The 22,499-nt window shown below is 62.3% G+C and carries 21 protein-coding genes; 9 read left to right on the top strand and 12 right to left on the bottom strand.

What is annotated here, in order from left to right; translation table 11 throughout:
• Positions 1-30: 30 nt before the first annotated feature.
• From ACYG9Y_RS05940 to uxuA, 3 genes are all read right to left on the bottom strand, one after another.
• A complete protein-coding gene (locus ACYG9Y_RS05940) occupies positions 31-1,203 on the bottom strand; it encodes an alanine racemase (protein ID WP_031253280.1) in 1,173 nt (390 codons plus the stop codon).
• Complete coding sequence (locus ACYG9Y_RS05935) at positions 1,200-2,489, bottom strand: D-arabinono-1,4-lactone oxidase (protein WP_023739515.1); 1,290 nt, start codon at positions 2,487-2,489, stop codon at positions 1,200-1,202. Before ACYG9Y_RS05935 ends, ACYG9Y_RS05940 begins: the two co-directional genes overlap by 4 nt.
• Positions 2,490-2,692: 203 nt before the next feature.
• Complete coding sequence (gene uxuA / locus ACYG9Y_RS05930) at positions 2,693-3,877, bottom strand: mannonate dehydratase (RefSeq protein WP_023739516.1); 1,185 nt, start codon at positions 3,875-3,877, stop codon at positions 2,693-2,695.
• 83 nt (positions 3,878-3,960) lie between these two features.
• Here uxuA and ACYG9Y_RS05925 point away from each other — a divergent pair, with 83 nt between their 5' ends.
• The gene (locus ACYG9Y_RS05925; RefSeq protein WP_023739517.1) at positions 3,961-4,746 is read left to right on the top strand and encodes an SDR family NAD(P)-dependent oxidoreductase; all 786 of its coding nucleotides are present in this window, start codon (positions 3,961-3,963) and stop codon (positions 4,744-4,746) included.
• 49 nt (positions 4,747-4,795) lie between these two features.
• Here ACYG9Y_RS05925 and ACYG9Y_RS05920 read toward each other — a convergent pair whose 3' ends face one another.
• Both ACYG9Y_RS05920 and ACYG9Y_RS05915 read right to left on the bottom strand, forming a co-directional pair.
• Positions 4,796-5,632 (bottom strand): amidohydrolase family protein, encoded by an 837-nt coding sequence (locus ACYG9Y_RS05920; RefSeq protein WP_023739518.1) that lies wholly within the window; start codon positions 5,630-5,632, stop codon positions 4,796-4,798.
• Positions 5,633-5,701: 69 nt separating this feature from the next.
• Positions 5,702-7,231, bottom strand: a complete 1,530-nt coding sequence (locus ACYG9Y_RS05915) for an MDR family MFS transporter (protein WP_031253278.1) — start codon at positions 7,229-7,231, stop codon at positions 5,702-5,704.
• A 117-nt stretch (positions 7,232-7,348) separates the two neighbouring features.
• On the opposite strand from ACYG9Y_RS05915, the gene ACYG9Y_RS05910 reads away from it, so the two are divergent.
• Positions 7,349-7,987: a MarR family winged helix-turn-helix transcriptional regulator gene (locus tag ACYG9Y_RS05910; RefSeq protein WP_023739519.1), complete on the top strand. Its 639-nt coding sequence runs from the start codon at positions 7,349-7,351 to the stop codon at positions 7,985-7,987.
• Positions 7,988-8,061: 74 nt separating this feature from the next.
• On the opposite strand, the gene ACYG9Y_RS05905 is transcribed toward ACYG9Y_RS05910, so the two are convergent.
• The 5 genes from ACYG9Y_RS05905 to ACYG9Y_RS05885 are packed head-to-tail and all read right to left on the bottom strand — an operon-like array spanning position 8,062 to position 12,993.
• Positions 8,062-9,264 (bottom strand): mandelate racemase/muconate lactonizing enzyme family protein, encoded by a 1,203-nt coding sequence (locus ACYG9Y_RS05905; protein WP_023739520.1) that lies wholly within the window; start codon positions 9,262-9,264, stop codon positions 8,062-8,064.
• Between the two features lie 8 nt (positions 9,265-9,272).
• On the bottom strand, positions 9,273-9,599 hold the full coding sequence (locus tag ACYG9Y_RS05900; RefSeq protein ID WP_023704650.1) for an NIPSNAP family protein: 327 nt from the start codon (positions 9,597-9,599) through the stop codon (positions 9,273-9,275).
• Positions 9,600-9,646: 47 nt separating this feature from the next.
• Positions 9,647-11,005, bottom strand: coding sequence for a mandelate racemase/muconate lactonizing enzyme family protein (locus tag ACYG9Y_RS05895; protein ID WP_023704649.1), 1,359 nt, complete (start codon positions 11,003-11,005; stop codon positions 9,647-9,649).
• 56 nt (positions 11,006-11,061) lie between these two features.
• Entirely contained in the window at positions 11,062-12,228 is a 1,167-nt protein-coding gene (locus tag ACYG9Y_RS05890; RefSeq protein WP_023739521.1) for a mandelate racemase/muconate lactonizing enzyme family protein, read from the bottom strand.
• A gap of 54 nt (positions 12,229-12,282) precedes the next feature.
• Positions 12,283-12,993, bottom strand: coding sequence for a GntR family transcriptional regulator (locus ACYG9Y_RS05885; protein ID WP_023739522.1), 711 nt, complete (start codon positions 12,991-12,993; stop codon positions 12,283-12,285).
• Between the two features lie 205 nt (positions 12,994-13,198).
• Between ACYG9Y_RS05885 and ACYG9Y_RS05880 the strand changes: the two genes are divergently transcribed.
• The 6 genes from ACYG9Y_RS05880 to ACYG9Y_RS05855 all read left to right on the top strand — a co-directional run bounded on the left by ACYG9Y_RS05880 (position 13,199) and on the right by ACYG9Y_RS05855 (position 19,789).
• Complete coding sequence (locus ACYG9Y_RS05880; RefSeq protein WP_023712166.1) at positions 13,199-14,677, top strand: ABC transporter substrate-binding protein; 1,479 nt, start codon at positions 13,199-13,201, stop codon at positions 14,675-14,677.
• 81 nt (positions 14,678-14,758) lie between these two features.
• Entirely contained in the window at positions 14,759-15,718 is a 960-nt protein-coding gene (locus tag ACYG9Y_RS05875; RefSeq protein ID WP_023681191.1) for a carbohydrate ABC transporter permease, read from the top strand.
• A complete protein-coding gene (locus tag ACYG9Y_RS05870) occupies positions 15,715-16,605 on the top strand; it encodes a carbohydrate ABC transporter permease (RefSeq protein ID WP_023714612.1) in 891 nt (296 codons plus the stop codon). The genes ACYG9Y_RS05875 and ACYG9Y_RS05870 overlap by 4 nt, the downstream gene beginning before the upstream one ends.
• A gap of 124 nt (positions 16,606-16,729) precedes the next feature.
• Complete coding sequence (locus ACYG9Y_RS05865; RefSeq protein ID WP_023739523.1) at positions 16,730-17,827, top strand: ABC transporter ATP-binding protein; 1,098 nt, start codon at positions 16,730-16,732, stop codon at positions 17,825-17,827.
• 31 nt (positions 17,828-17,858) lie between these two features.
• On the top strand, positions 17,859-19,022 hold the full coding sequence (locus tag ACYG9Y_RS05860; RefSeq protein WP_023739524.1) for a mandelate racemase/muconate lactonizing enzyme family protein: 1,164 nt from the start codon (positions 17,859-17,861) through the stop codon (positions 19,020-19,022).
• Between the two features lie 23 nt (positions 19,023-19,045).
• Entirely contained in the window at positions 19,046-19,789 is a 744-nt protein-coding gene (locus ACYG9Y_RS05855; RefSeq protein ID WP_023739525.1) for a ribonuclease activity regulator RraA, read from the top strand.
• 87 nt (positions 19,790-19,876) lie between these two features.
• Here ACYG9Y_RS05855 and ACYG9Y_RS05850 read toward each other — a convergent pair whose 3' ends face one another.
• Together ACYG9Y_RS05850 and ACYG9Y_RS05845 are read right to left on the bottom strand one after the other, a co-directional pair.
• Positions 19,877-20,947, bottom strand: a complete 1,071-nt coding sequence (locus ACYG9Y_RS05850; protein WP_023739526.1) for a DUF930 domain-containing protein — start codon at positions 20,945-20,947, stop codon at positions 19,877-19,879.
• A 140-nt stretch (positions 20,948-21,087) separates the two neighbouring features.
• Complete coding sequence (locus tag ACYG9Y_RS05845; protein WP_023739527.1) at positions 21,088-21,243, bottom strand: DUF1127 domain-containing protein; 156 nt, start codon at positions 21,241-21,243, stop codon at positions 21,088-21,090.
• 235 nt (positions 21,244-21,478) lie between these two features.
• On the opposite strand from ACYG9Y_RS05845, the gene ACYG9Y_RS05840 reads away from it, so the two are divergent.
• Positions 21,479-22,348: a LysR family transcriptional regulator gene (locus ACYG9Y_RS05840; RefSeq protein WP_023739528.1), complete on the top strand. Its 870-nt coding sequence runs from the start codon at positions 21,479-21,481 to the stop codon at positions 22,346-22,348.
• Positions 22,349-22,499: the final 151 nt, after the last annotated feature.

Genomic DNA, 22,499 nt, shown 5'->3' with positions numbered 1-22,499 from the left:
AAACCGCTTCACACTTTTCCTGGAATTGCTCTACGAAAACGGCAGTGCGGCCCATTGCTCGACGAATTTCCCGCCGGAATAGACCTGGATCGAACCGAACTGCTGTAGCACGAATTCGCTCTGCGTCGGACGCAGGAAGGCGTAGTCGTCAGGCCCGACATTGACGTTGTCGGGCAGCGCCATGAATTGCTGATTGGTCGAAAAGCCGAACGTCTTGTCGGTCTTCATCCCCACGGGATGGACGGGCTTCGCCATCCATTTTCCGCCATAGAGAAAACAGCCGCGCCGCGGCAACAGCCCGAGCTTCTGCAGCAGCCAGGAGCGCTGGTCGAGGCCCGGCGCCTGGACATCGACCACTTTCAGGATCGGCGTCGCGATGAATGCCGCAGGCCGCAATTGGCTGAGGCTCGGCACATCGAAATCGGTCGGCAGCATAAAAGCCGATCCGATGGACAATTCATTGGCGCCGACCCAGCTGTCATAGAGCAATGCGGTGCTGCTGCCGCCAAGATTGAGGATCTTGCGCTGGTCGGCGGCAAGGCAAGCGACATACTGGCGAAACAGGCTGATCGCCTTGACGCGCGCCTTGGCCGGTCCTCCCAGCAGTTTGGGGATATGGCCGATATGCGCCTCGTAGGCCATGACGCCTTCGCATTTCAGCCGCGGGTAATTCGCCAACGCGGAAACTGCCCGGGCCAGTGAGTCGGGATCGCTGATACCGCCGCGATGAAGGCCGACATCGACCTCGAAGCAGACGCGCAGCTCGCGGTCGAGCTCGGCGGCAAGCGAGCCATAGGCGGCCAGCCGCTCCTCGGTATCGATCAGCCAGACGATGCGCGACGTAGCTTCGCCGAGCCCGGCGAGAACGCCCTTCGTCAGCGCGTGCCTGGCGCCGGCAACCGGCATCGGCTTGCCTAACAGGAGATCGACATCGGGAAACGCTTTCAGCATCTCGGCGCTGATCGGCAGATGAAAGGTCATCAGCCTGTCGGTCGCAAACGCCGCACGGATATAGTCGATCAGCGGCAGGCATGGCAGCGACTTGTCGACGAGGCGCAGATCGAGGCCCGTGGCGAACTTCGCCTTGATCGCAGCGATGTTGTGATCGAGCCGGTCGAGATCGAGCACCAGGCAAGGCTGAAAGATCCCGGCTGCCCTGAGCGCGCCCGACATTTCCGCGAAATAGGTGTCGGTCAGGCTCATGCCGCGACGCCGAGCAGCCTGGCAATATAGGGCGACACGAAGCGGTTGTCCGGGTCCATCTCGCGGCGGACCGCCATCGCATCGTTCCAGCGCGGATAGAGCGCGCTCAATTCCCTTGATGTCAGGCTGTGCATCTTGCCCCAATGCGGGCGGCCGCCGCGCTTCCTGAAGATCGGCTCGGCGGCGTTGAAGAACGCCATCGGATCGCGCTCGACGCCGTGATGGATGGCGATGGAACAGGTTGGGCGCTTGTAGAAGGGGCTGAGCCAGACATTGTCGGGCGCGACGACGCGCACCTCCATCGGAAAATAGACCTCTGGAAACCGCGTCTCGAGCAGCGCAATGATTTCGCTGAGTGTGGCCGCCCCTTCCTCGAACGGCAGGTGGTATTCCATCTCGTTGAACTTGACGTTGCGCTCGGAGGTGAAGACCTTCAGCCACTCCTCGATATAATCCTCGGCCGGCACCTTGGCGAAGGCCGAGCCGATGAGACGGCGGCGCAGCCAAGGGAGCCAGCTGAGATAGTCGCGCAGTTTTCTCAGCGTCGTCACCGCATCGTCGTCTTCCGTCGGCGGACGCACCGTCGCCGGCGCCTCGGTGATGTCGCTGGCAATCAGCAGCGCCTGGCCCGAAAACGGCACGTAGTAGAACTCGGCCGAACGATGCGCCGTCATGGTGCTTTCGAATTGCGCAAGCACATCGGCGATCGGCGCCGTCCAGCGGCGGTGCCGCATCCGGTAGCTCGCCACGTTGCGGATCGTCACTTCGGTGACGGCGCCGAAAGCGCCGAGCGAAGCGCCCATGGCTTCGATCATGTCGGGGCTCTTGGCACGGTCGAACTCTTTCACGGCGCCACGCCCGTCGACGATCTGCATCGCCTCGAGCTGGGTATGGTAAGCGCCGAGCGTGATGCCCGAGCCGTGGGTGGCGGTGCCCAGCGCCCCGCCGAACGCCTGCTTGTCGATGTCGCCCATGTTCGGCAGCGCCTGGCCGACGCCGTGCAACAGCTTTGCCAGCGCGCCGATCTTGGTGCCGGCGCCGACCCGTGCTGTCAGCCTTTCGGGATCGTGCGACCTCAGGCCCTCGAAGCGATCAAGCGACAGGATCGTCCCGTCATTCTTAACCAGAGGCGTGAAGGAATGGCCCGTGCCAGCGAATCGAACTGGTCCCGGCGCGTTGCGAATGGCACCACTCAGCTCATCGAGACTCTGCGGTTCGGCAAAAGCCTGCGGCGTGGCCGTGACATAGCCCGACCAATTGCTCCACTGGCTGATAGCCTCTCCCACGATCCCTCCCTGGGGCGCCGGCTTTGCCGGTCTTTCTCCTAGCGCTAGATAATATGATACATAGTCAGCTTTTCCGGATATGATACATTGTCAGCTTTCTGTCAAGCTGGCAATCGGAGGTGTCTTGCGTCCGCGCCGGCCACATGGATCTATAGCGACGCACGCTGAGCCGGCGTCGGCATTGAACGCAGTTCGTTGCCCCTTCAAGCCAGCCCAAACGTTTCCACGGCCCGCATGATGCCGCGCAATTCGGCCAGGCCCTTCAGGCGGCCGATCAGCGAGTAGCCGGGATTGATCCTTGTCTTGCCGATATCGTCGGCGAGCAGGTGGCCATGGTCCGGCCGCATCGGGATTTGCCAGTCGGCGCGGCCCTCCTTGCGGCGGCGCGCCTCCTCCTGCATCAGCGCCAGGATGACATGCGCCATGTCGGTGCCGCCTTCGAGATGCTCGGCCTCGTAGAACGAGCCGTCATCCTCGATGGTGATATTGCGCAGATGGGCGAAGTGGATGCGGTCGGCGAATTCCTTGACCATGGCGACGATGTCGTTGTCGGCGCGCGTGCCGTAGGACCCGGTGCAGAACGTCAGCCCATTGGCCTGGCTGTCGACGGCATTGAGAATGAAACGCGCATCCTCGGCGGTCGAAACGACGCGCGGCAGGCCGTAGAGCGAAAACGGCGGATCGTCGGGGTGGATACACATGCGCACCCCCTCCTCTTCCGCCACCGGAATGATCTCGCGCAGGAACCACGCGAGGTTGTCGCGCAACTCCTTCGACCCGATCCCGTCATAGTCCGCAAGCGCCTCGCGAAAACTGTCGCGGTCATACTTGCGCTCTGTAGCCGGCAGGCCGGCGATCAGATTGCGCTCGATCTGGTCGATCTTCTCGGGCGGCAATTCCTTCAGCCGCGCTTCCGCCTGCGCAATACGCGCCGGCGTATAGCATGCCACGCCGTTTCTGCGCTTCAGCACGAACAGATCGTAAGCGGCGAAATCGATCGCATCAAAACGCAGGGCGTAGCCTGTCGTCGGCAGACGGTAGGCTAGATCGGTGCGGGTCCAGTCCACCACCGGCATGAAATTGTAGCAGATCGTGGCGATGCCGGCCTTGGCCAGCGCGCGGATCGAGTCGCGGTAATAGCCGGCATAGCGCTCGCGTTCCGGCGCGCCGATCTTGAAGGAATTGTGGACCGGAATGCTTTCGACGACCGACCAGGTCAGTCCTGCTTCCTGGATAATGCGCTTGCGCTCCAGCACTTCGGCCTCAGGCCACGCCCGGCCGTCATAGATATGGTGGAGCGCCGAGACCACGCCGGTGGCGCCCGCCTGCTTGACATGATCGAGCGTCACCGGATCATCGGGCCCATACCAGCGCCAGCATTGTTCCATTTTCGGCTTTCCTTCTGCGAGAGGTTGGCAACTTATTGTTGGACCCCGATGGGAGTCGATAGAAAATGGAGGAGTTTTTGGAAATGATGGATTTCGACGGCAAGGTCGCCCTGGTGACGGGGACGACCGGCATTGGCCTGGCAACCGCCAGACGCCTTGCGGCCGGTGGCGCCGCAATCATCGCCTGCGGCATCGACCGCGCCGCCAATGCGGCGATGAAGGCGCAACTGGAAAGCGCTGGAGCTGCGGTGCTGGTCATCGAAACCGATGTGTCCATCTCCGACCAGGTGCGCGACGCGGTGGCGGCTGGCGTCGCAAGGTTCGGCGGCCTTGATGTCATCGTCAACTCCGCCGCCGTCCATCCCTATGGCACCGCGACGACGACCGACTGGGAAACCTGGAACCGAACGATGACGGTCAATGTCGGCTCGATCTACCTGACCGCGCATTTCGGCATCCCCGAAATGATCAAGCGCGGAGGCGGCGCCATCGTCAACGTCGCCTCGGTGCAGGGCTTTGCCTGCCAGCAGAACGTCGCCGCCTATGCCACGACCAAAGGGGCCATCCACACGCTGACGCGCTCGCTGGCGCTCGACTACGCGGCATCAGGCGTTCGGGTGAATTCGGTCAGCCCGGGCTCGATCCGCACGCCGATCCTGGAGAAGGCTGCGCGCGGTGACGGCGGCAGCGATGCCGATGTCGAAGAGGCCTACAAGCGCTTCGGCGCGGCGCATCCGCTCGGCCGTATCGGCGAACCGGAGGAAGTGGCGGAACTCATCGCCTTCCTGTGCTCGTCGAAGGCCGGTTTCTGCACCGGCGCGGACTACAGGATCGATGGCGGCCTGACGGCAGGTATTGGCGTGAAGTAGCGCTATGATGGCGTTCTGCGCGCTTGCAGGCAATCGGTGTCCGACCGCGCTACAGCTTCCACATCCGCTTGGCATTGCCCGACAGCAATTTCGTCCTCTCCTCAGGGCTGGCGCCCGCGATCAGCGCGTGTGTCGCCGCCACCCAGGTGGCAAGGCCACCGCCAAGCGTGCACACCGGCCAGTCGCTGCCCCACACGACGCGGTCCCAGCCGAAAATGCCGATCGTGTGCTCGACATAGGGGCGCAAGGTCTCGACGGTCCATGAGCCGGCATCGGCATAGGCGACGACACCGGAGATCTTGCCGATGACATTGGGACGCCGCGCGATCTCGGTCATATGCTCGCGCCACGGATGTTCCGCACTGGCCTTGATGTCGGGCACGCCGCAATGGTCGAGCACGAACTGCACATCCGGCGCCAGATCGGCGAGCGCAACCGCCCTTGGAATCTGATGCGGCAGGACGACGAGGTCGAAGGTCAGGCCGGTGCCGGCAAGCCGCTTGATGTTTTCGCGAAACAGCGCGCTGTCCGAAAGCTCGTCCGGCATGACATGCAGCACGCGGCGGAACCCCTTGACGAAAGGGTCGGCTTGCTGGCGCCCGAGATAGGCGGCGAAGCCGGCCTCCTCCGGGCGGCAGGAGGCGATCGCCCCGCGCAACAGACTGCCCTTCTCCAGCGACTGCGCCTTCACATGGCTGGTCTCGGCCTGGATGTCGGCTTCATCGACGTCGACCTCCATATGCAGCGCGGCCTCGATACCGGCGCGGCGGGCCTGGATCGCATATTCTGCGTGCGGGAAATCGCGGTTGAGCGCCGGCTCGCGGCTGAGCCAGGGATAGCGCAGCGCCGACAGGTCGATCAGGTGCAGATGAGTGTCGATGATCATGGCTGTCCTCCTCGGTGATTTCAGATCATCGCCAAATGCCTAAACCCAGCGCATGACACAAGCTTTTGCTCAGGCCCGCTTCGGGATCTCTTTGTCCTCGAGCAGCAGCGTCAGCCCCATGGCGACGAAATAGAGCGCCGCCACCCAGATGAACATCACGTTGAAACCACTGGAGTAATGGTCGAGCACCACTTCGCGGATCGCGCCCGGCAGGCTCGACGCGAGGTGCGGCGTCAACCCGTTCAGGCCACCCGGCAGCAGGGCGGCGGCGTCTGCAGGAAGCTCGGCTGTCTGCCGGTTCAGCGCCCAGATCATCACCGCGCCGTTCAGCGCCAGACCCAGCGATGCTCCGAGCGTCCGCGCCTGGGTGATCAGCGACGTCACCGCGCCGATATCCTGCAGCGGTGCTGCCGCCTGGATCGCCACGATCAGCACCTGGAACTGCAGGCCCATGCTGATGCCGAACACTGCCATCATCGTCGCCAATACCCAGATCGGCGTATGCTGGTTGGTGAGGACGAAGCCCAGCATCAGAAACCCGCCAATAGCCATGGCGACCACCGGCATCCATTTGTAGCGTCCGGTTGCCGCGATCACCCGCCCGGCGACGATCGAAATGACCATGGACGTGAGCGACGCCGGCAGGAACAGGAAGCCTACCTCGGCCGGGCTCAGGCCCGTCAGCGTCTGCATGTAGAGGGCAAAATAGAAGAACATGCCCAGCGTCACCGTTCCAGCGACCAGCGACACGCCCGAGACGATGCTGACCGTCGAATTGCCGAACAGCCGCAGAGGTACGATCGGCTCTTCGGCCCGCCGCTCGACCATGACGAACAAGGTGATGGCGACTAGTGCCAGCAGCGGCAGCGCGAAGGTGATGAGGTCCGGTCCGCTGGGGTCGAGCACGTGGTAGCCCCAATAAACGATCGCCGTCGTGCCGGTGGCGAGCAGCACGCCGCCGAGATAGTCGATGCGGTGCCGCTTTTCGTTGAACCGGCTGCGCATGGCGAAGGCCAGCACCGCCAGCACGATGATCCCTATCGGCAAATTGACCAGGAACACCCAACGCCAGCCGAACAGGCTGGTGATGTAGCCGCCGGCCAGCGGGCCGAGCACCGACGACAGCGCGAACACCGCCGAACTGTAGCCCTGATATTTGGCGCGGTCGCGCGGCGAAAACAGTTCGCCGATCATGGCGAAGGCCGAAACCATCAACCCACCCCCGCCGATACCCTGCAGCACGCGCGCGGCGATCAAGCTCTCCATCGACCATGCCATGCCGCAGACCAGCGAGCCCAGCAGGAACAGGCCGATCGCCGTCAGCACGACATTCTTGCGGCCATACATGTCGCCAAGCTTGCCGTAGAATGGCGAGACCGCGGCGGTCGAGAGCAGGTAGGCGGCACCGACCCAGCCGAACAAATGCAGATTGCCGAGTTCGCCGGCAATGGTGGGCAAGGCGGTGACGACGATCTGCATGTCGATGGTTGCCATGAACATGGCGATCAGCGCGCCGAAATAGACGATCAAGGTCGTAAGGTCGGGCCTGACTTGGGCCTCCACGGGCGGCGCATCCGGCAGCGTCTGCTCGACAGTCATCGGTGTCTCCGTAGCTTGGGGCGCGATTTATGTCCCCACAACCAAGAGGTGTCAACCAGATATGTGCGCGTAGCATATAATTGACATCAGCATATATTCTTGCTAACGCGCTATGGGATGAGCAGCAACGCATCCGGCAGTCCGGACCGATTTCCAGCCCTGTTCCAGACGCGCGGCGACCGGGATCTCGCCGATCTGGCGCGCGGCAGCGGCCTGTCCGAACCGGCGGCCGAGGCCGTGGCCGCCATCGATGCGGTAATGAGCAAGGTGCGCCGCTCGATCCAGCGCCGCGACTTCGGCCGCATGATCCTGGCGCGCGTAGACCCTTCGCTGGAAGTGAGCCATCTCGATGCGATCAGCGCCATCGCGAACAATCCGGTTTTCAGCGCTACCCAGCAGGATGAGGTGACGGTTGGCGTCATCGCCGAGCGCCTCGAGATCGATCCGTCGCGCGCCAGCCGCATCGCGGCCGACCTCGTCGAACGCGGCTATGCCTGCCGTGTCGCATCGCAACGCGATGCCCGCCGCATCTGCCTCAAACTCACCGCCAAGGGTGAGCGCCTCGTGGCGGCGGTGCGCCAGACCAAATGGCGGATTTTCGCCGGATCTCTGGCACAGTGGGATGAGCAGGACCTAGTAAGGTTCGCCACCTTGCTGGAACGCTTCGCCGGTTGGGCCATGGACGAAGCCGGGATGAAAAGATCCGCCGAGGCCGTCAAGCAGTTGATGGACGAGATGCTGCCCGAAACGAAATAGGCGGCACGGCGTGGACGCTCACCCATGTGTGCGAGCCGTTCGATAGCCCTTGACGCTCGAGCCGCGTCGGATCGTTATCGGTCGAAGAAACCGGCGTCCTCTTCCGCCAGGTATTTCTTCGCTGCCTTGGCGTCGATGTCGAGGCCGAGTCCCGGAGCTTCGAGCAGGTCCACCATACTTTCCCTGACGATCTGCCCCTTGGGCAGGCCGATGACGATGTCCTCCCACCACGGGTCGGAGGCGCTGGGATATTCGAAGGCGATGTAGTTGGCCGGCAGCGTGGCGCAGACATTGATCAGCGCACCGAGGCCCAGCAGACCGTTCGCCGTGCCGTGCGGCGCCATCATGATCGAGTGCATGTATGCGTGCTCGGCCACCCATTTGAGCTCGGCGATGCCGCCGATGTCGGCGGGATCCGGACCGATGACGCGAACCGCCTGCGTCTCGATCAGTTCCTTGAAGTTATGGCGCAGGTAGATCTGCTCGCCGGTGTGGATGGGGGTGGACGTCGATGTCGTGAGTTCGCGGTAGGCCTGCGGATTGACCCATGGCACGTAGTCGCCGGTCAGCATGTCCTCCAGCCACATCAGATTGTATTTTTCCACCGCCTGAGCGAAGCGGATGGCGTCCGGCAGGAACCACCCGGGGCCGCAATCCAACGCCAGCGAGACCTTGTCGCCGAGCACATCCTTCATGGCGATGACGCATTCGATCATATGCGCCATGCCGCGCTCGCTGATCTGCCCCTGGTCCATCGCGCCGTGATAGGTCGGCGGCTGACGCACGCCGTAGTGGAAGTCGGGGACGCTGGTCTTCATGTTGGAATGAAAGCTGATGCCTTGCTTGACCATGAAGAAACCTTCCGGCCGCTCCATCATCCATTTGACGTCGGCCGCGTAATCCTCCGGCCTGTCGCCGGTGCGCTTCTTGCGGATGGAACCGTTATAGACCCGCACCTTGTCGCGCACCTTGCCGCCGAGCAGCTTGTAGACCGGAACGCCTGCCGCCTTGCCGGCGATGTCCCACAGAGCATGCTCGATAGCGCTGACGGCGGCGCCGTAGGGCTTGAACGAGCCGCGCTGGCGGATTTTCAACATCACGCGTTCGACATCGGTCGGGTCCTCGCCGATCAGCGCGTCGCGGAAATGCAGCACCCAGGGTTTCAGATAAGGCTTGGTGTACTCGACCTCGCCGAGGCCATGGAGGCCTTCGTCGGTGACGATGCGCACGATGGGGTGCCTGCCGATGACGGCGCACCTGAGATCGGTGATCTTCATGATGTCCTCTATTTCACCGACGAGAAGGCGGTTGGCGCGAGAAACTGGCTGGAAATATTGGCCAGGATCGGGCCATCGCGCTCGGACTCGTCGCGGGCCTTGAGCCATGCCGGATCGGTGGTGAAGGCCTTCCATCTCACTTCGCGCTCGGCAAGGGATTCCCAGGCGACGAAATAGATCAGTCGATTGCTGTTTTCGCCGACCACCGTGGTGAAGAACCCGGCCTGGCGGATGCCGTGTCTATCCCACAGCGCCAAGGTATGGTCGTTGAAACGCTTGAGCAGCGCCGGCAGCCGGCCCGGCACGCAGTCGTAAATGCGAAGTTCGTAGATCATGGTCCATCCTTCTGTTCACCTCTCCCTCCGAGGAGAGAAGTGTAGAGTCAGCTCCAGGTGCGGTCCCAGGAGTATTCGTCGTCCCAGTGATCGGTCGGTTGCCAGATGCCGGTGACGCCGGGCTGCAGGTGCTGGCTGATCACTTCGTCGACGATGTCGTCGATGCCCAGACCAGGCTTGTCGGGCACGGTGATGAAGCCGTCCTTGACCAGCGGCTTGGGCAGGCCGGTGACGATATCGTCCCACCAGTCGACTTCGACGCTGTGATATTCGAGCGCCATGAAGTTTTCCGTCGCCACCGCGACATGCGCGGCGGCCATTGCCGCGATCGGGCTTTCCGCCATGTGAATGGCCATGGCGACGCCATGCTCCTGCGCCGCGTCGCCGATCTTCTTGGTCTCGAGAATGCCGCCGGTGGTCAGCAGATCCGGATGGATGACCGAGATGCCGGCGTTGAGCAGCGGCTCGAAGCCTTCCTTGAGGTAGATGTCCTCACCCGTGCAGATCGGCACCGAGGTCGCCTGCTGCAACTGCCGATACTGCTCGGTGTACTGCCAGGGGATCACGTCCTCGAGCCAGGCCGGTGCGTATTTCTCGATCCGCCGGGCCAGACGGATGCCGTCCTGCAGCGAGATGTGGCCGACATGGTCGATGGCGAGCGGAACCTCGTAGCCGATCACCTCGCGGACCTCGTGGATATATTGGTCGAGCAGGTCGATGCCCTTTTCGGTGAAGTGGAGGCCGGTGAAGGGATGCGGCACGTTCTGCGCGTCATAGGCGGCATTACGCGCCCGGCGCTCGTCCAGCGTGCGTGCCGGACCGCGCGCGGCATGGCTGCGGAAACCGTCGAGCACGCCGGCCGGCGCCACCACTGCGCCCGATATGTGCGAAATCTGCGCCAGACCGAGATCCATCTTGAGGAAGGTGAAACCGAGATCCATCCGCGCCTTGAGCCGCTTTCCGGTCTCGGTGCCGCTGGGCTTGTCCGCGTCGGTGTCGCAATAGACACGCACCTTGTCGCGAAACCGTCCTCCCAGCATCTGGTAGATCGGCACGCCATACGCCTTGCCGGCGAGGTCCCAAAGCGCGATCTCGATTGCCGAGACACCGCCACCTTGCCGCCCATGGCCGCCAAATTGTTTGATGCGGCGGAACAGCCGGTCGACGTCGCAAGGGTTCTCGCCCAGCAACCGGCTCTTCAGCATCAGCGCATAGGTCGCGCTGGCGCCGTCGCGCACTTCGCCCAGGCCGACAATGCCCTGGTTGGTGTAGATCTTGACCAGCGCGGAGGTGAACGGCGCGCCGACGATCTCGGCAACGCGCAGGTCGGTGATGCGCAGGTCGCTCGGCCTGGAGTTCGTATTTACCCGATTGAGCGCCTCGCCGGCGCTACCCGTCTTTGCCATGGCTTATCCTCGTTCTGATTGGTGGCGCCCCGCACCCCCGGCCTGCATAAGCGTTGCTAGCCAAGCTCTATCTCGTGGGCCTGCAGGTAGTCTCGGTTCATCTCGACACCGAGACCCGGCTTCGACGCCAGCTTGAGGCTGCCGTTCGAGACATCGAGTGGCTCGTCGATGAGGTGATTATATTTGTCCAGGTTCCACTCCGACGTTTCGAGCTTGTAGAAGTTGGGAACCGTCATCATCACCTGCGCTCCCGCAACCACATTGATCGGTCCCGCGGCGTCATGGGGCGAGACCGGGATGTAGTAGGCTTCGCACAGGGCGGAAATCTTCTTCAGTTCGGTAATGCCGCCGGTCCAGGTAACGTCCGGCATGATGTAGTCCGCAAGCCTGTTCTCGAGCACCGGCACGAAATCCCATTTGGTGTGGCCGCGCTCGCCCCACGAGATGGCGGCACTGACCTTCTCACGCACTTGCTTGAGAGCATTGAGGCTTTCTGGCGGGCATGGCTCCTCGAACCAGTCGATCTGGCCGGCTTCCTCGAGGCTTCGGCAGAGGCGAATGGCGGTGGGGACGTCGAAGCGGCCATGCGCGTCGATGAGAATGTCGACACCGGGCCCCGCCGTTTCACGGATCAAAGCCGTTAGTTCGGCAGCCTCGCGCTCGTCCTTGCGGGTCATGCTGCCATCGAGGTAGCCGTCCCGCTGTTCGCGCGCCAAGCCATCGGCGATGCGGCCTTGGTGGGGGAAAGGATCGAACTTCAGCCCGGTGTGTCCGGATTCGACGATGTCTCGAATTTCGCGGACCACAGCCTCCTTGCTGGTAAACTTGGCCTGGTTGGGATGGGTATAGAGCGCGATTTCATCGCGCACCGGTCCGCCCAGCAGCTCGTAGATCGGCTTGCCTAGAACTTTGCCGCGAATGTCCCAGAGCGCTATGTCGATAGCGCTCACGCATTCGACTGCGGCGCCGCGGCTGCCCATATAGGTGAAGCTGCGGAAAATCTTGTGCCAGAGATGCTCGATGCGCGCCGGATCCTCACCTGTGACGGCAACACCGATCTGCCGCAGGATCGTGCACAGCGCGCGGTTGGCGAGCCTTGTGGTGGTGGTGATTTCCCCCCAGCCACTCACCCCTTCGTCGGTCGTCACCTCGACGAACAGGAACTCTCCCCAATAGGAAGCATCGGACTTGATCAGCCACGGCCGAACGCTCGTGATTTTCATCTCTCAACTACCTCTGTCTGATGGCTGGACCAATGATGTTCTGGGCTGGAAACTCTATCCGGCCCGAGCGGCATTGCGCGCACGCATCTGTTCGAGGACGTGCCGACCGGAACCCTCGACATGGCGGGAAATGAGTTCGGCCGCCTCGTCGGCATTTCCCGCTCTGATATGCGCGATGAGCTCGCGGTGTTCACGCATAATGGCGGCCCGCCGCGCGAGCGTGAAATTGAAACGCCGGCTCACGGCTCGCAGCACTTCGCGATGCTTCCACCAAAGCTCGGCGGCATGGCGGTTGTAGTGGCGCTGGTACATCACGGTGTGGAAGGCGGTATCCAGTTCACTGTGCCGCAATGTGTCGGTGAAGTTGTTCTCTTCGATCAGAGCCTGGATGCGTTCGAGTTCGGCGATGTCCTCGCCGGTCGCCATGTTCACGAACCATCGCGTCAGGGCCGGCTCGATCAGGACTCCGATCTCGTAGATATCCCGGACAAAATCCTGGTCTATGGGCCGGACGCGCGCGCCACGGTTGGCGACAAAGGTGACGAAGCCCTCCCCTCGCAACAGCTGCAGCGCCTCGCGTACGGGGTTGGTCGAGGTGCCGTGACGCCGGGCGAGATCGGTGACCACAAGCCGTTCGTTGGCGGCGAGCCGTCCCTCGATGATGTCTTCCCGGATCAGCTCATAAAGCGAGGCGCCCTCGCTGGACGCCCCGATGGGATCAATCCCCACGGGTGGCTCTGCTTTGAAATCACTTGTTTCGGCCAAAGCCGGCTCCCCCGATTAGTACATCGCATGCTCGATATCATACACGCGTTTTGCAAACAATGTACGATCGGGTGCGTTGACAGGCAATCCACGATCTGAAAACGTACCAGATGATCGAAGGGATACATTGAGCAGAAGGACGCATCCCGCACGGTCGGACGAGCCCCTTGGCGCACAGCGGCATGGGAGAATCTGGGAGGATACTATGACGAGGATTACACTCGGCGGTGCCGTCCTGCGCGGCACTGTCGCCACTGCTTTGATGGCGTCGCTCATGTCGGGATCGGCGCTGGGTTCGCCGCCAGTCGATTTGAGCAAGTGGTCGCCGGAATATGTGCGCTCCATCGCCGGCACACAGGATTTCGACACGGCCGCCGATTGCGGCAAGGTCACTCCGCTCGACTACAAGGGGCGACTGACGTTCTGGTATCAGGGCGTGTTCGAGGGCGACCCCGACCTGCTGCGTCAGTACTACAAGGATTTCTTCGAGACCTTCCGCAAGACCTATCCGAACATCCAGCTCGAGGATCAGGCCCTCACCTACAACGACCTTCTCGACAAGTTCCGCACGGCGCTGCTGGGCAATGCCGCGCCGATGGCGGTCCGCCTGCAAATCCTGGGTGGAACCGAGTTCGCCTCGAAGGGTTATCTGCAGCCGCTCAAGCCGGAAGATGTGGGCTATCCCACGGAGGATTTCTGGCCCGGCGCCATGAAGGCGGTAACCTGGGATGGCGTGACCTACGGCATTCCCACCAACAATGAGACGATGGCGTTCATCTGGAACGCCGACATCTTCAAGCGTGCGGGCCTCGATCCGGACAAGGCTCCGGCGACCTGGGACGACGTCGTCAAATATTCCAAGCAGATCCATGACAAGCTCGGCATTGCCGGCTACGGCCTCGTGGCGCGAAAGAACGCCGGCAACACGCCGTACCGCTTCATGCCGCAACTATGGGCCTATGGCGGCGGTGTCTTCGACGAAGCCTCCGCGAACCCGACCTATAAGGAGGTCGAACTCAATAGCCCGCAAAGCAAGGCGGCGTTGCAAGCCTCCTACGACATGTATGTTCGCGACAAGTCGGTTCCGGTTTCGGCGCTCACCAACCAGCAGGCCGATAACCAGCCCCTGTTCGTCGCCGGCCAACTCGGCATGATGGTCTCGCACCCGTCCGACTATAACGTCATGCTCGACCTGCAGAAGAAGGCAACGGGCGCCGACAAGGAGAAGGCGCAGACCGTCATCGACAACATGCGCTACGGCCTGATCCCGACCGGCCCCGACGGCAAGCGCGCCGTCGTGTTTGGCGGCTCGAACATTCACATCCTGAAGCCCGAATATGTCGAGGGCGGCAAGGTGGACGAGCCGGCCGCAAAGGCCATCATCTGCATGTGGACGAGCCCTGAATGGTCGCTGAAGATGGCGTATGCCGGCTCGAACCCGGGCAACCTCAACGGCTTCAAGACCAAATGGATGAAGGAACGTCTGGACAACATCAAGTTCCTCGATGTCACCACCTCGATGTTGCCATACGGCATTCCGTTCCCGGCGCTGCCGCAATCCCCCGAGATCATGAATATCATCGTCCCGGACATGCTGCAGAACGCCCTGACCGGAGCGATGACCGTCGACCAGGCAGCGGACGACGCGGCCGAGAAGGTGAAAAACCTGATGGACGGACTCTAGTCCGGGCCTGACCTGCGATCCGACCGGCTGCGCCGATAGTGCGTGCAGCCGGTTTGCTCCGAACAACAAGGGCACGCCATCGTGACGATCGTGACCGGCAAGGCCGAGGCTCGCCGAAGATTGCAACCCGGTAGCTCCGGCGTGCTGCGGAATATCTGGGAGCATCGCGCCGACTACGCTTACGTGCTTCCAGCGATCGCCGTGATGCTCATCGTCATCGCCTATCCGATCTACTACACGGTCGAGCTGTCGTTCTTTAAGACGCCGCCTGGCCTGCAGCTCCGCGACAAGACCTTCATCGGATTGGACAACTACACGGCCATCCTCACCAGTCAGGTGTTCTGGAAAGTTACCCTGAACACCCTGATCTGGACGATCGCATCCACCTTCGTTGCCTTTGCCCTTGGGTTTGCCGCCGCGCTGGCGCTCCACCGCGAGTTTATCGGCCGGGGCGTCCTGCGCGCTATCCTGATCATTCCCTGGGTCATCAGCGCGGTTGCCGCCTCCTATATCTGGAAGTGGATCTACCATTCGGACTTCGGCATCATCGGCGCGGTGCTGGTCGGCCTCGGATTGGCCGACCGGCCGCCGAACTTCATCGACAACGTCAGCACGGTGCTGCCCTCCTTGATCGTCGTCAATATCTGGCGCGAGTTTCCGTTTGCCATGATCATGATGATGGCCGGCTTGCAGACGGTCCCCGACCAGTTGCTGCGCGCCGCCGAAGTCGACGGGGCCAATGCATGGCAGCGTTTCTGGCACGTCACCTTCCCGCATCTGCGCAACGTCTCGACGGTGACGATCCTGCTGCTCGCGGTGGCCAATTTCAATTCCTTCATCATCCCGTGGATCATGACCGGTGGCGGGCCGTCGAACGCGTCGCATATCTGGATCACCCACATCTATGAGCTCGCCTTCGGCCGGCAGCGATGGGGTGTCGCATCGGCCTATTCGGTACTCCTGTTCCTCATGCTGATGGTGCTGGGCTACTTCTACGTCCGTGCGCTGGCCGGCAACGAGCGCAAAGAGGGGAGCGCATGAGCACGATCGTCGAGACAGTCCCTCGACGTCCGGCCCGGCGCCGCATGCGCATCGACGGATGGCGTTGGGCCGGGCGCATCTTCCTCGTGTTCATGCTGCTTTACACCGCGTTGCCGATGATCTGGATGCTGATCACCTCGATCAAGTCCGGCTTCGCGGCGATGCAGTTCCCGCCGCAATGGTGGCCGGAAGAGCCTACCCTGGCCAGCTACCAAAAGCTGCTCGATCCGCAAAACAGCGTCGGCCAGGACTTCCTGCGTTTTTTCTGGAACAGCCTCTACGTGTCCACGGTCACCACAATCCTTTCGGTGATCGTGGCCGTTCCTGCGGCCTACGCGTTTTCGCGCTTTCGTTTCCCCGGTCGAAACTTCCTGTTCTTCACCGTGCTTTTGCGCAACATGTTCCCGGCGGTGATCTTTCTCGTGCCGCTCTTCATCCTGATGCGCGCGATCGGGCTGGTGAACACGCATGGCTCGCTCATTCTCACCTATCTCACCTTCGGCCTGCCGCTGGCGATCTGGCTGCTCAAGGGCTTTTACGACAACATTCCGGTGCAGCTCGAGCAGGCGGCGCGGATCGATGGGGCGACCCGGTTCCAGGCCTTCATCCTGATCGTGATGCCTCTCTCGACGCCCGGAATCATCGCCACCGCGATCTATTCCTTCATTGGCGCCTGGAACGAGTACATCTATGCCTACACCTTCCTTTCCAAGAACGAGCAGTTGACCCTGCCGGTCGGCATACAGCGTTTCTTCTCGGAGAATACGACGGACTTTCCGGGCCTGATGGCGGCCAGCTTCATGATGAGCGTGCCCGTCGTGGTGCTGTTCCTCCTCCTGCAACGATACTTCGTACGCGCCCTTACAGAAGGCGCGGTCAAACACTAGAGCCGGATGATTTCAGGTCTGTTCGACCTGAAATCTGAATGCGCCTCTAAATCAAAGAGATAGAGCATGATGTCGTCCGAAAACCGCTTCACACTTTTCGGCATCATGCCGTAGGGAGTTGCCGATGGCCCACGTGGTCCTGAGAGATCTCGTCAAGACCTATGGCGGCTTCAAAGCTGTCAACGACGTTTCGCTGACGGTCAATGACGGCGAGTTCGTTGCGCTCGTCGGCCCTTCGGGCTGCGGCAAGACAACCACGCTCAATCTTGTCGCGGGATTGATCCCGGTCACATCGGGCGACATCGTCATCGGCGACCGCGTGGTCAACGACCTCGACCCCAAGGACCGGGACATCGCGATGGTGTTCCAGAACTACGCGCTCTACCCGCAGAAATCGGTCTACAAGAACCTGGCGTTCCCGCTGCAGATGCGCAAGCTGCCCAGGGACGAGATCGACAGGAAGGTCAAGGAAGCGGCGCGAGTGCTCGACATGACGCACCTTCTCGAGCGCAAGCCGCGCGAACTTTCAGGCGGGCAGCAGCAACGTGTCGCCTTGGGGCGCGCCCTCGTCCGCGACCCTGCCGTTTTCCTCATGGACGAGCCGCTCTCCAACCTCGACGCCAAACTGCGGGTCCAGATGCGCTCGGAGATCAAGCGCTTCCACCAGGACCTCAAGGCGACCATCATCTATGTCACGCACGACCAGCTCGAAGCCGTGACCATGGCCGACAAGATGGCGGTGATGAACGGCGGCTACCTGTTGCAATACGATTCTCCGGCGCAGGTCTTTGCCCATCCGGTGAACATGTTCGTCGCCAGCTTCATCGGCAGCCCGGCGATGAGCCTTGTTCCACTGGAGGCATCGACAGCAAACGGCAACACTGCGTTGACCGGCGCGGAGGGCTGGAGCCTTGAGCTCTCGCCGCTCAACGCCCGGAAGGTTGCGAAGGCAACGTCGAGGAAAGTCGTGCTCGGCGCACGTCACTCGACCATCAGGCTCCACAAGAGCGCGGTGCCAGGCAGCGTCCCGGCCAGGGCCTATACAGTGGAGCCGACCGGAGACGTCACCTTCGTGCAGGCGTTGCTGTCAGGCGCCATCGTCAACATCAGCGTGTCCCCCAACATCGCCGTCGCACCTGACGAGCAGATCTGGCTCGAGTTCGACCAGGAGCGGCTGCATCTGTTCGATGGCGAAACTGAACTGGCCCTCAAGGCCGGCTGAGACAAGACGGGGTTCATTGGGAAGGTTGGGGATGACTGAAAAGCTTAAGATCACCGCGATCAAACCCTATCCTGTATGGGTTGGAACGCGTAATCAGATGCTCGTCAAGATCGAGACCGACCAAGGCGTCTTCGGCTGGGGCGAGAGCGGCTTGAGCGGGCGCGAAAAGGCCGTTGCCGGCGCGGTCGAGCATTATCGCGAATTTCTCATCGGCCGCGATCCTATGCAGATCGGGCGGATCTGGCAGGAGGCATATCGCAGCCAGTACTTCGAAGGCGGGCGCGTTCTGCAGGCGGCGATTTCCGCCATCGACATCGCCCTGCACGACATCAAGGGCAAGGCGCTGGGGGTGCCTGTCTACGAACTGCTGGGCGGCAAGCAGCGCGACCGCATCCCCACCTTCGCCTCGACCGGAGACGAGGCCGAGGGCGACGTCGCCATCGAACGAGCCTGGGAGCTGCGCGCACGGGGGTGGCAGGCGATCCGCTTCTTCCCCGTAGGGCAAAGCAGCAGGGACATCTTCGAACCCCGCGAGTCGATCGGCGCTACCGCGAGCATGCTGAACAAGGCGCGCGAGGCGCTGGGCGACGACGTCGTCCTCGGCATCGACTATCATCATCGGCTGTCGGTGGCAGAGGCGGCGAGCTTCTGCAACAAGCTCGGCCGCGGCGTGCTTGATTTTCTCGAGGAGCCGATCCGCGACGAGACACCTGAAGCCTACGAATCCCTGCGCAGGATGACCGACATTCCCTTTGCCATCGGCGAGGAATTTGCCAGCAAGTGGCAGTTCCTGCCCTACATCGAGCGCGGCATCCATCAGTTCAACCGGCTCGATGTCTGCAATGTCGGCGGGCTCACCGAGGCGATGAAGGTCGCTGGCTGGAGCGAGGCGCATTATGTCGACCTGATGCCGCACAATCCGCTTGGTCCGGTGTGCACGGCCGCGACCCTGCATCTCGCCGCCGCTGTACCCAACTTCGCGTGGCTCGAGACCAGGGAACCCGAGACGAAGCTGGGCTTCGACAATTCCGACTTCTTCCCCGTGCAGCCACGGCTCGACGGTCCCGACTATCCGGTCAGCGACCTGCCGGGGCTCGGCGTCGAGGTCAACGAAGCGGCGGTCCGGGCGGAGGCTTTTCGTTTCTGGGAAGCGCCTCACCTCAGGCGCCGCGACGGGTCTGTTACGAACTGGTAGTCCCAATTGAACCGGAGTCCACAATGACGCATACCCCTGACATCACGCGGCCGCCCAAAGACCTCATTGACGCCCTGAGGGAAATCGGCGCCGCGACGGTTGCCGGCACGCTTGGCCATATGGGTTTCCGCAATCCCCACATGGTCGGTCCGGTGGCGCAGAACCGTGGGAAGTCGATCGTCGGGCCGGCGCTGACGCTGCAGTTCCTGCCGCAGCGGCCGGACCTCTTCAGCGAGGGAGAATACGCCGACCCGGAAACGCAACTGCACCGGCACGTGCTCTATCACGCGCAGGAAGGCGATGTGGTGGTCGTCGACGCGCGCGGCGACATGAGCTCGGGCGTCTTCGGCGATATGATGTCGACATATTTCAAGGGCAGAGGCGGCGCGGGCATCGTCATCGACGGATGTATGCGCGACCGGCCGAATGTCGAAAAGCTCGATCTGCCTTTATGGCTGCGCGGCTGGACGCCCAACTACCATGTGCAAACCAGCATCTATCCGAACGCCGTCAACGTTCCGATAGCCTGTGGTGGTGTCACGGTGATCCCGGGCGACATTATCATCGCAGACGACGACGGGGCGGTTGTGCTTCCCGTCGCAATGGCGGCAAAGGTAATTGAAGAATCGAAAAAACATCACGATTGGGAGGAGTTCTCGCGCGAGAAGCTCATGCAGGGCGCCCCGCTGCAGCGCTACTATCCGCTGCACGACGATGCTCGCGGCGAATATGAGGAGTGGCGCAAAGCCAATCCAGTGAAGGGCTGAGGCCCGGCAGCAACGGCATTCGGCATGCAGCCGTTCAAGAGGTGATTGTTGCCCGCAATACGTGGGTTTTGAGACCCTTGCCTTCGGCTACATGCCTGGTCCCACTCGAAAACCCTGCCGACGGGCCTCCCGATCCAGAAAAACGCTTTCCTCGGGTGAAGCGGCGGCTCCGATACGGAAGGCGAAGGACGTCACATGCGTCGCATTGGTGTCGATCCCACAGTGAAAGCGCACATGATACCAAGTCGTCGCGGTACGAAAAGCGGTATCCGGGGCGTCCAGAAGATTGCCGACCTCTAGTGGAATGCTTGGGAGCAATACGGGGCGATAAGCGGCGTCGTTCAGTTGCTGACCCAGAAGATTGGAGCAAAGGTCGGCTACGCGTTGCCCCCGTGGCACGTCGGCCATCGAGTTCGTTGCGAAGGGATCGCCGGTAGCGCCTTTTGAAAAAAGCTTGCGAACACCCGGAAGCCCCGCATACGCTAGTGAGTTGGCCGTGGGGTTTGGCTCTGCGGCCTTTGCGCGCGGCGGCTTCGCGGCCTTCGCCGGGCTGGGTTTCGGTGCAGTGTCGGGTCTGGCCTCAGGCGCCTGAGCCGACGCAGGAAGCTCGATCTCACCGCCATCATCAGCCGAAGGTGTTGCAGCGGCCGATTCGTGCCTGTCGGCGTCAGGAGCTCCCGCCTCCTGTTTGTCAGCTTCCGGCTTCTCATCGATGCTGGCTGGCTCCGCCGGCTTTGCAGCGTCGGGCGTCGGTTCAGATCTGCTCTCCGCATCGGTTGGCGTGGCAGCCGGCTTGGGCTCGCTGTCCTTGGCGGTGGACGACGCTTGGTCCTGAGCGCTTCTCCCATCCAGCGATTTCCTGGGGCCGGTGTCTTTGTCACCGAACTGGAATGCAGGCTTCAGGACTTTCTCTGACGGCAGGTTGTCCGGTACCGACTTTTCGACCTTCTTTTCAGGCTGACTTTTGGCTTCGGGTTTCGGCTTTGGTGGTTCGGGCGGCGGCACGAGTGCGACATTGATAGGTTGCTCCTCCTGCGGCTGCTGGGCAGGAACGGGCAGGCCGTAGACCAGGAACGCAGTGATAAGCGCGTGCAGGACCAGCGAGGCGGGCAAGGCCCACAGCAAAGTCCGCCGCCGCTCGGATGTCTCGGTCTTCATCCCTTTCGATGTGGAGCGAAACTGCGGCCGCATCAAGCATGGCCACTGCATTGGCACAATTTAGCCGCAGCTCAGCAGTGAGGAGACGACGCCTGATTGCTACTCGCCGCCGGCTCCATTCTGCATGGTCGCCTCCAATCTCAGCGACGCAGGCTGGCGTCGCGGGCACGCTCGCGGATCTCTTCGCGAGAAAGGCCCGCATCCGCCAATATGCTGTCTGGAAGCCGCCTCAAGCTCGCGATCGTCTGGCGATAGGCAAGCCAGCAGGCGAAACGGTGTCGAAGTTCATGCAACATGATCGTCTCCTTGGCGAGCGGGATACCCACGCTCTTGGATTGGTCGAAAACGCAAAACAATCGCGCAAAGCGTATGCACGATCGAACGGATTGCGCTGACTGCCTGGCCAACCGAGGTGCCTGTCATTTTCCCGCCAGGGCAGAATTATCAAGCGCTTCCAGTGCCTATATACTTGCGCGTGATGGCCGCTTCGCGCTACAGCCACGGTCGCAAGGAGTTTTTCATTTCTGCAAAATGGATATTGGCTGGGACGATCTGAGGTTGTTTCTCGACGTTGCGCGGCTGGGTGGCCTGAGCGCGGCTACGGCAACCACGCGCCTCAGCGCAGCCACACTCGGACGACGCGTCACCGCGCTCGAAAAGCAGATCGGTGAAGCGCTGTTCGTACGTCAGCAGACCGGCTACCGGCTAACCCCGGTCGGTGAAGAACTGCTGCGGCGCGCCGAAGACGTCGAAGCAGCAATGCAGTCGCTGACCCGCAGGCGCGAGGGAAACCTCCCCGACCGCATTGTCCGCGTCTCGGCCGGGCCTTGGACCTCGGCCTTCGTTTCGGCCCATATCGGCGAAATCTGGACGGTCGATGACGGCATCAGGGTGGAACTCGTCACCACCACCGACCGGGTCGACATCGGTCGCCGCGCCGCCGATATCGGCATCCGCAGCGAGCGTCCAACCGAACAGTGGCTGGCCGGCCGCCAGAGCGGCAAGGTCGCGTATGCCATTTATTCCGGACGCCACCTGATCAACGGCATCGCTGCCGGCTTGTTCGTCGGCGTCACCGGCGAAGGAGCAAACGTCGCCTCGGCGCGTTGGCTGCAAGCCCATCACGGCGACCGCATCGGCGTGCGAGGCAACAACACCCATTCGGTGCGAGAACTTGTGGCCGCGGGCGCCGGCCTTTCCGTGTTTCCGTGTTTCGTCGGCGACAGCGATCCGCGGCTGGTTCGCGTCGCTCAGCCTATCCCCGAACTCGAAACCGACCAGTGGATCGTCACCCATCATGAGGAACGCCACTCCCCGCCAGTACGAAAGATTGCCGACCGGATTGCCGCTCTGATGCGGGCCCATCAGCCGTTGTTTCGCGGCAAGATGCCGATCCGCTAAGCGTCAGGCGTCGATCGGCCGCCAGATTCTCAAGGTTCTGGCGCGTAAGGCGGGCGCGTGAAGCTTGAAGGGGTTGGATCCCGGATTGTGGATTTTCGCTGGCCAGAAGCCGGGCCAATTCCGGAAATTGGCTGGAGACTCGTCCAAAAGG

Source organism: Mesorhizobium sp. W050 (assembly GCF_054719535.1).
This window is presented reverse-complemented; position numbering and strand designations above follow the sequence as displayed.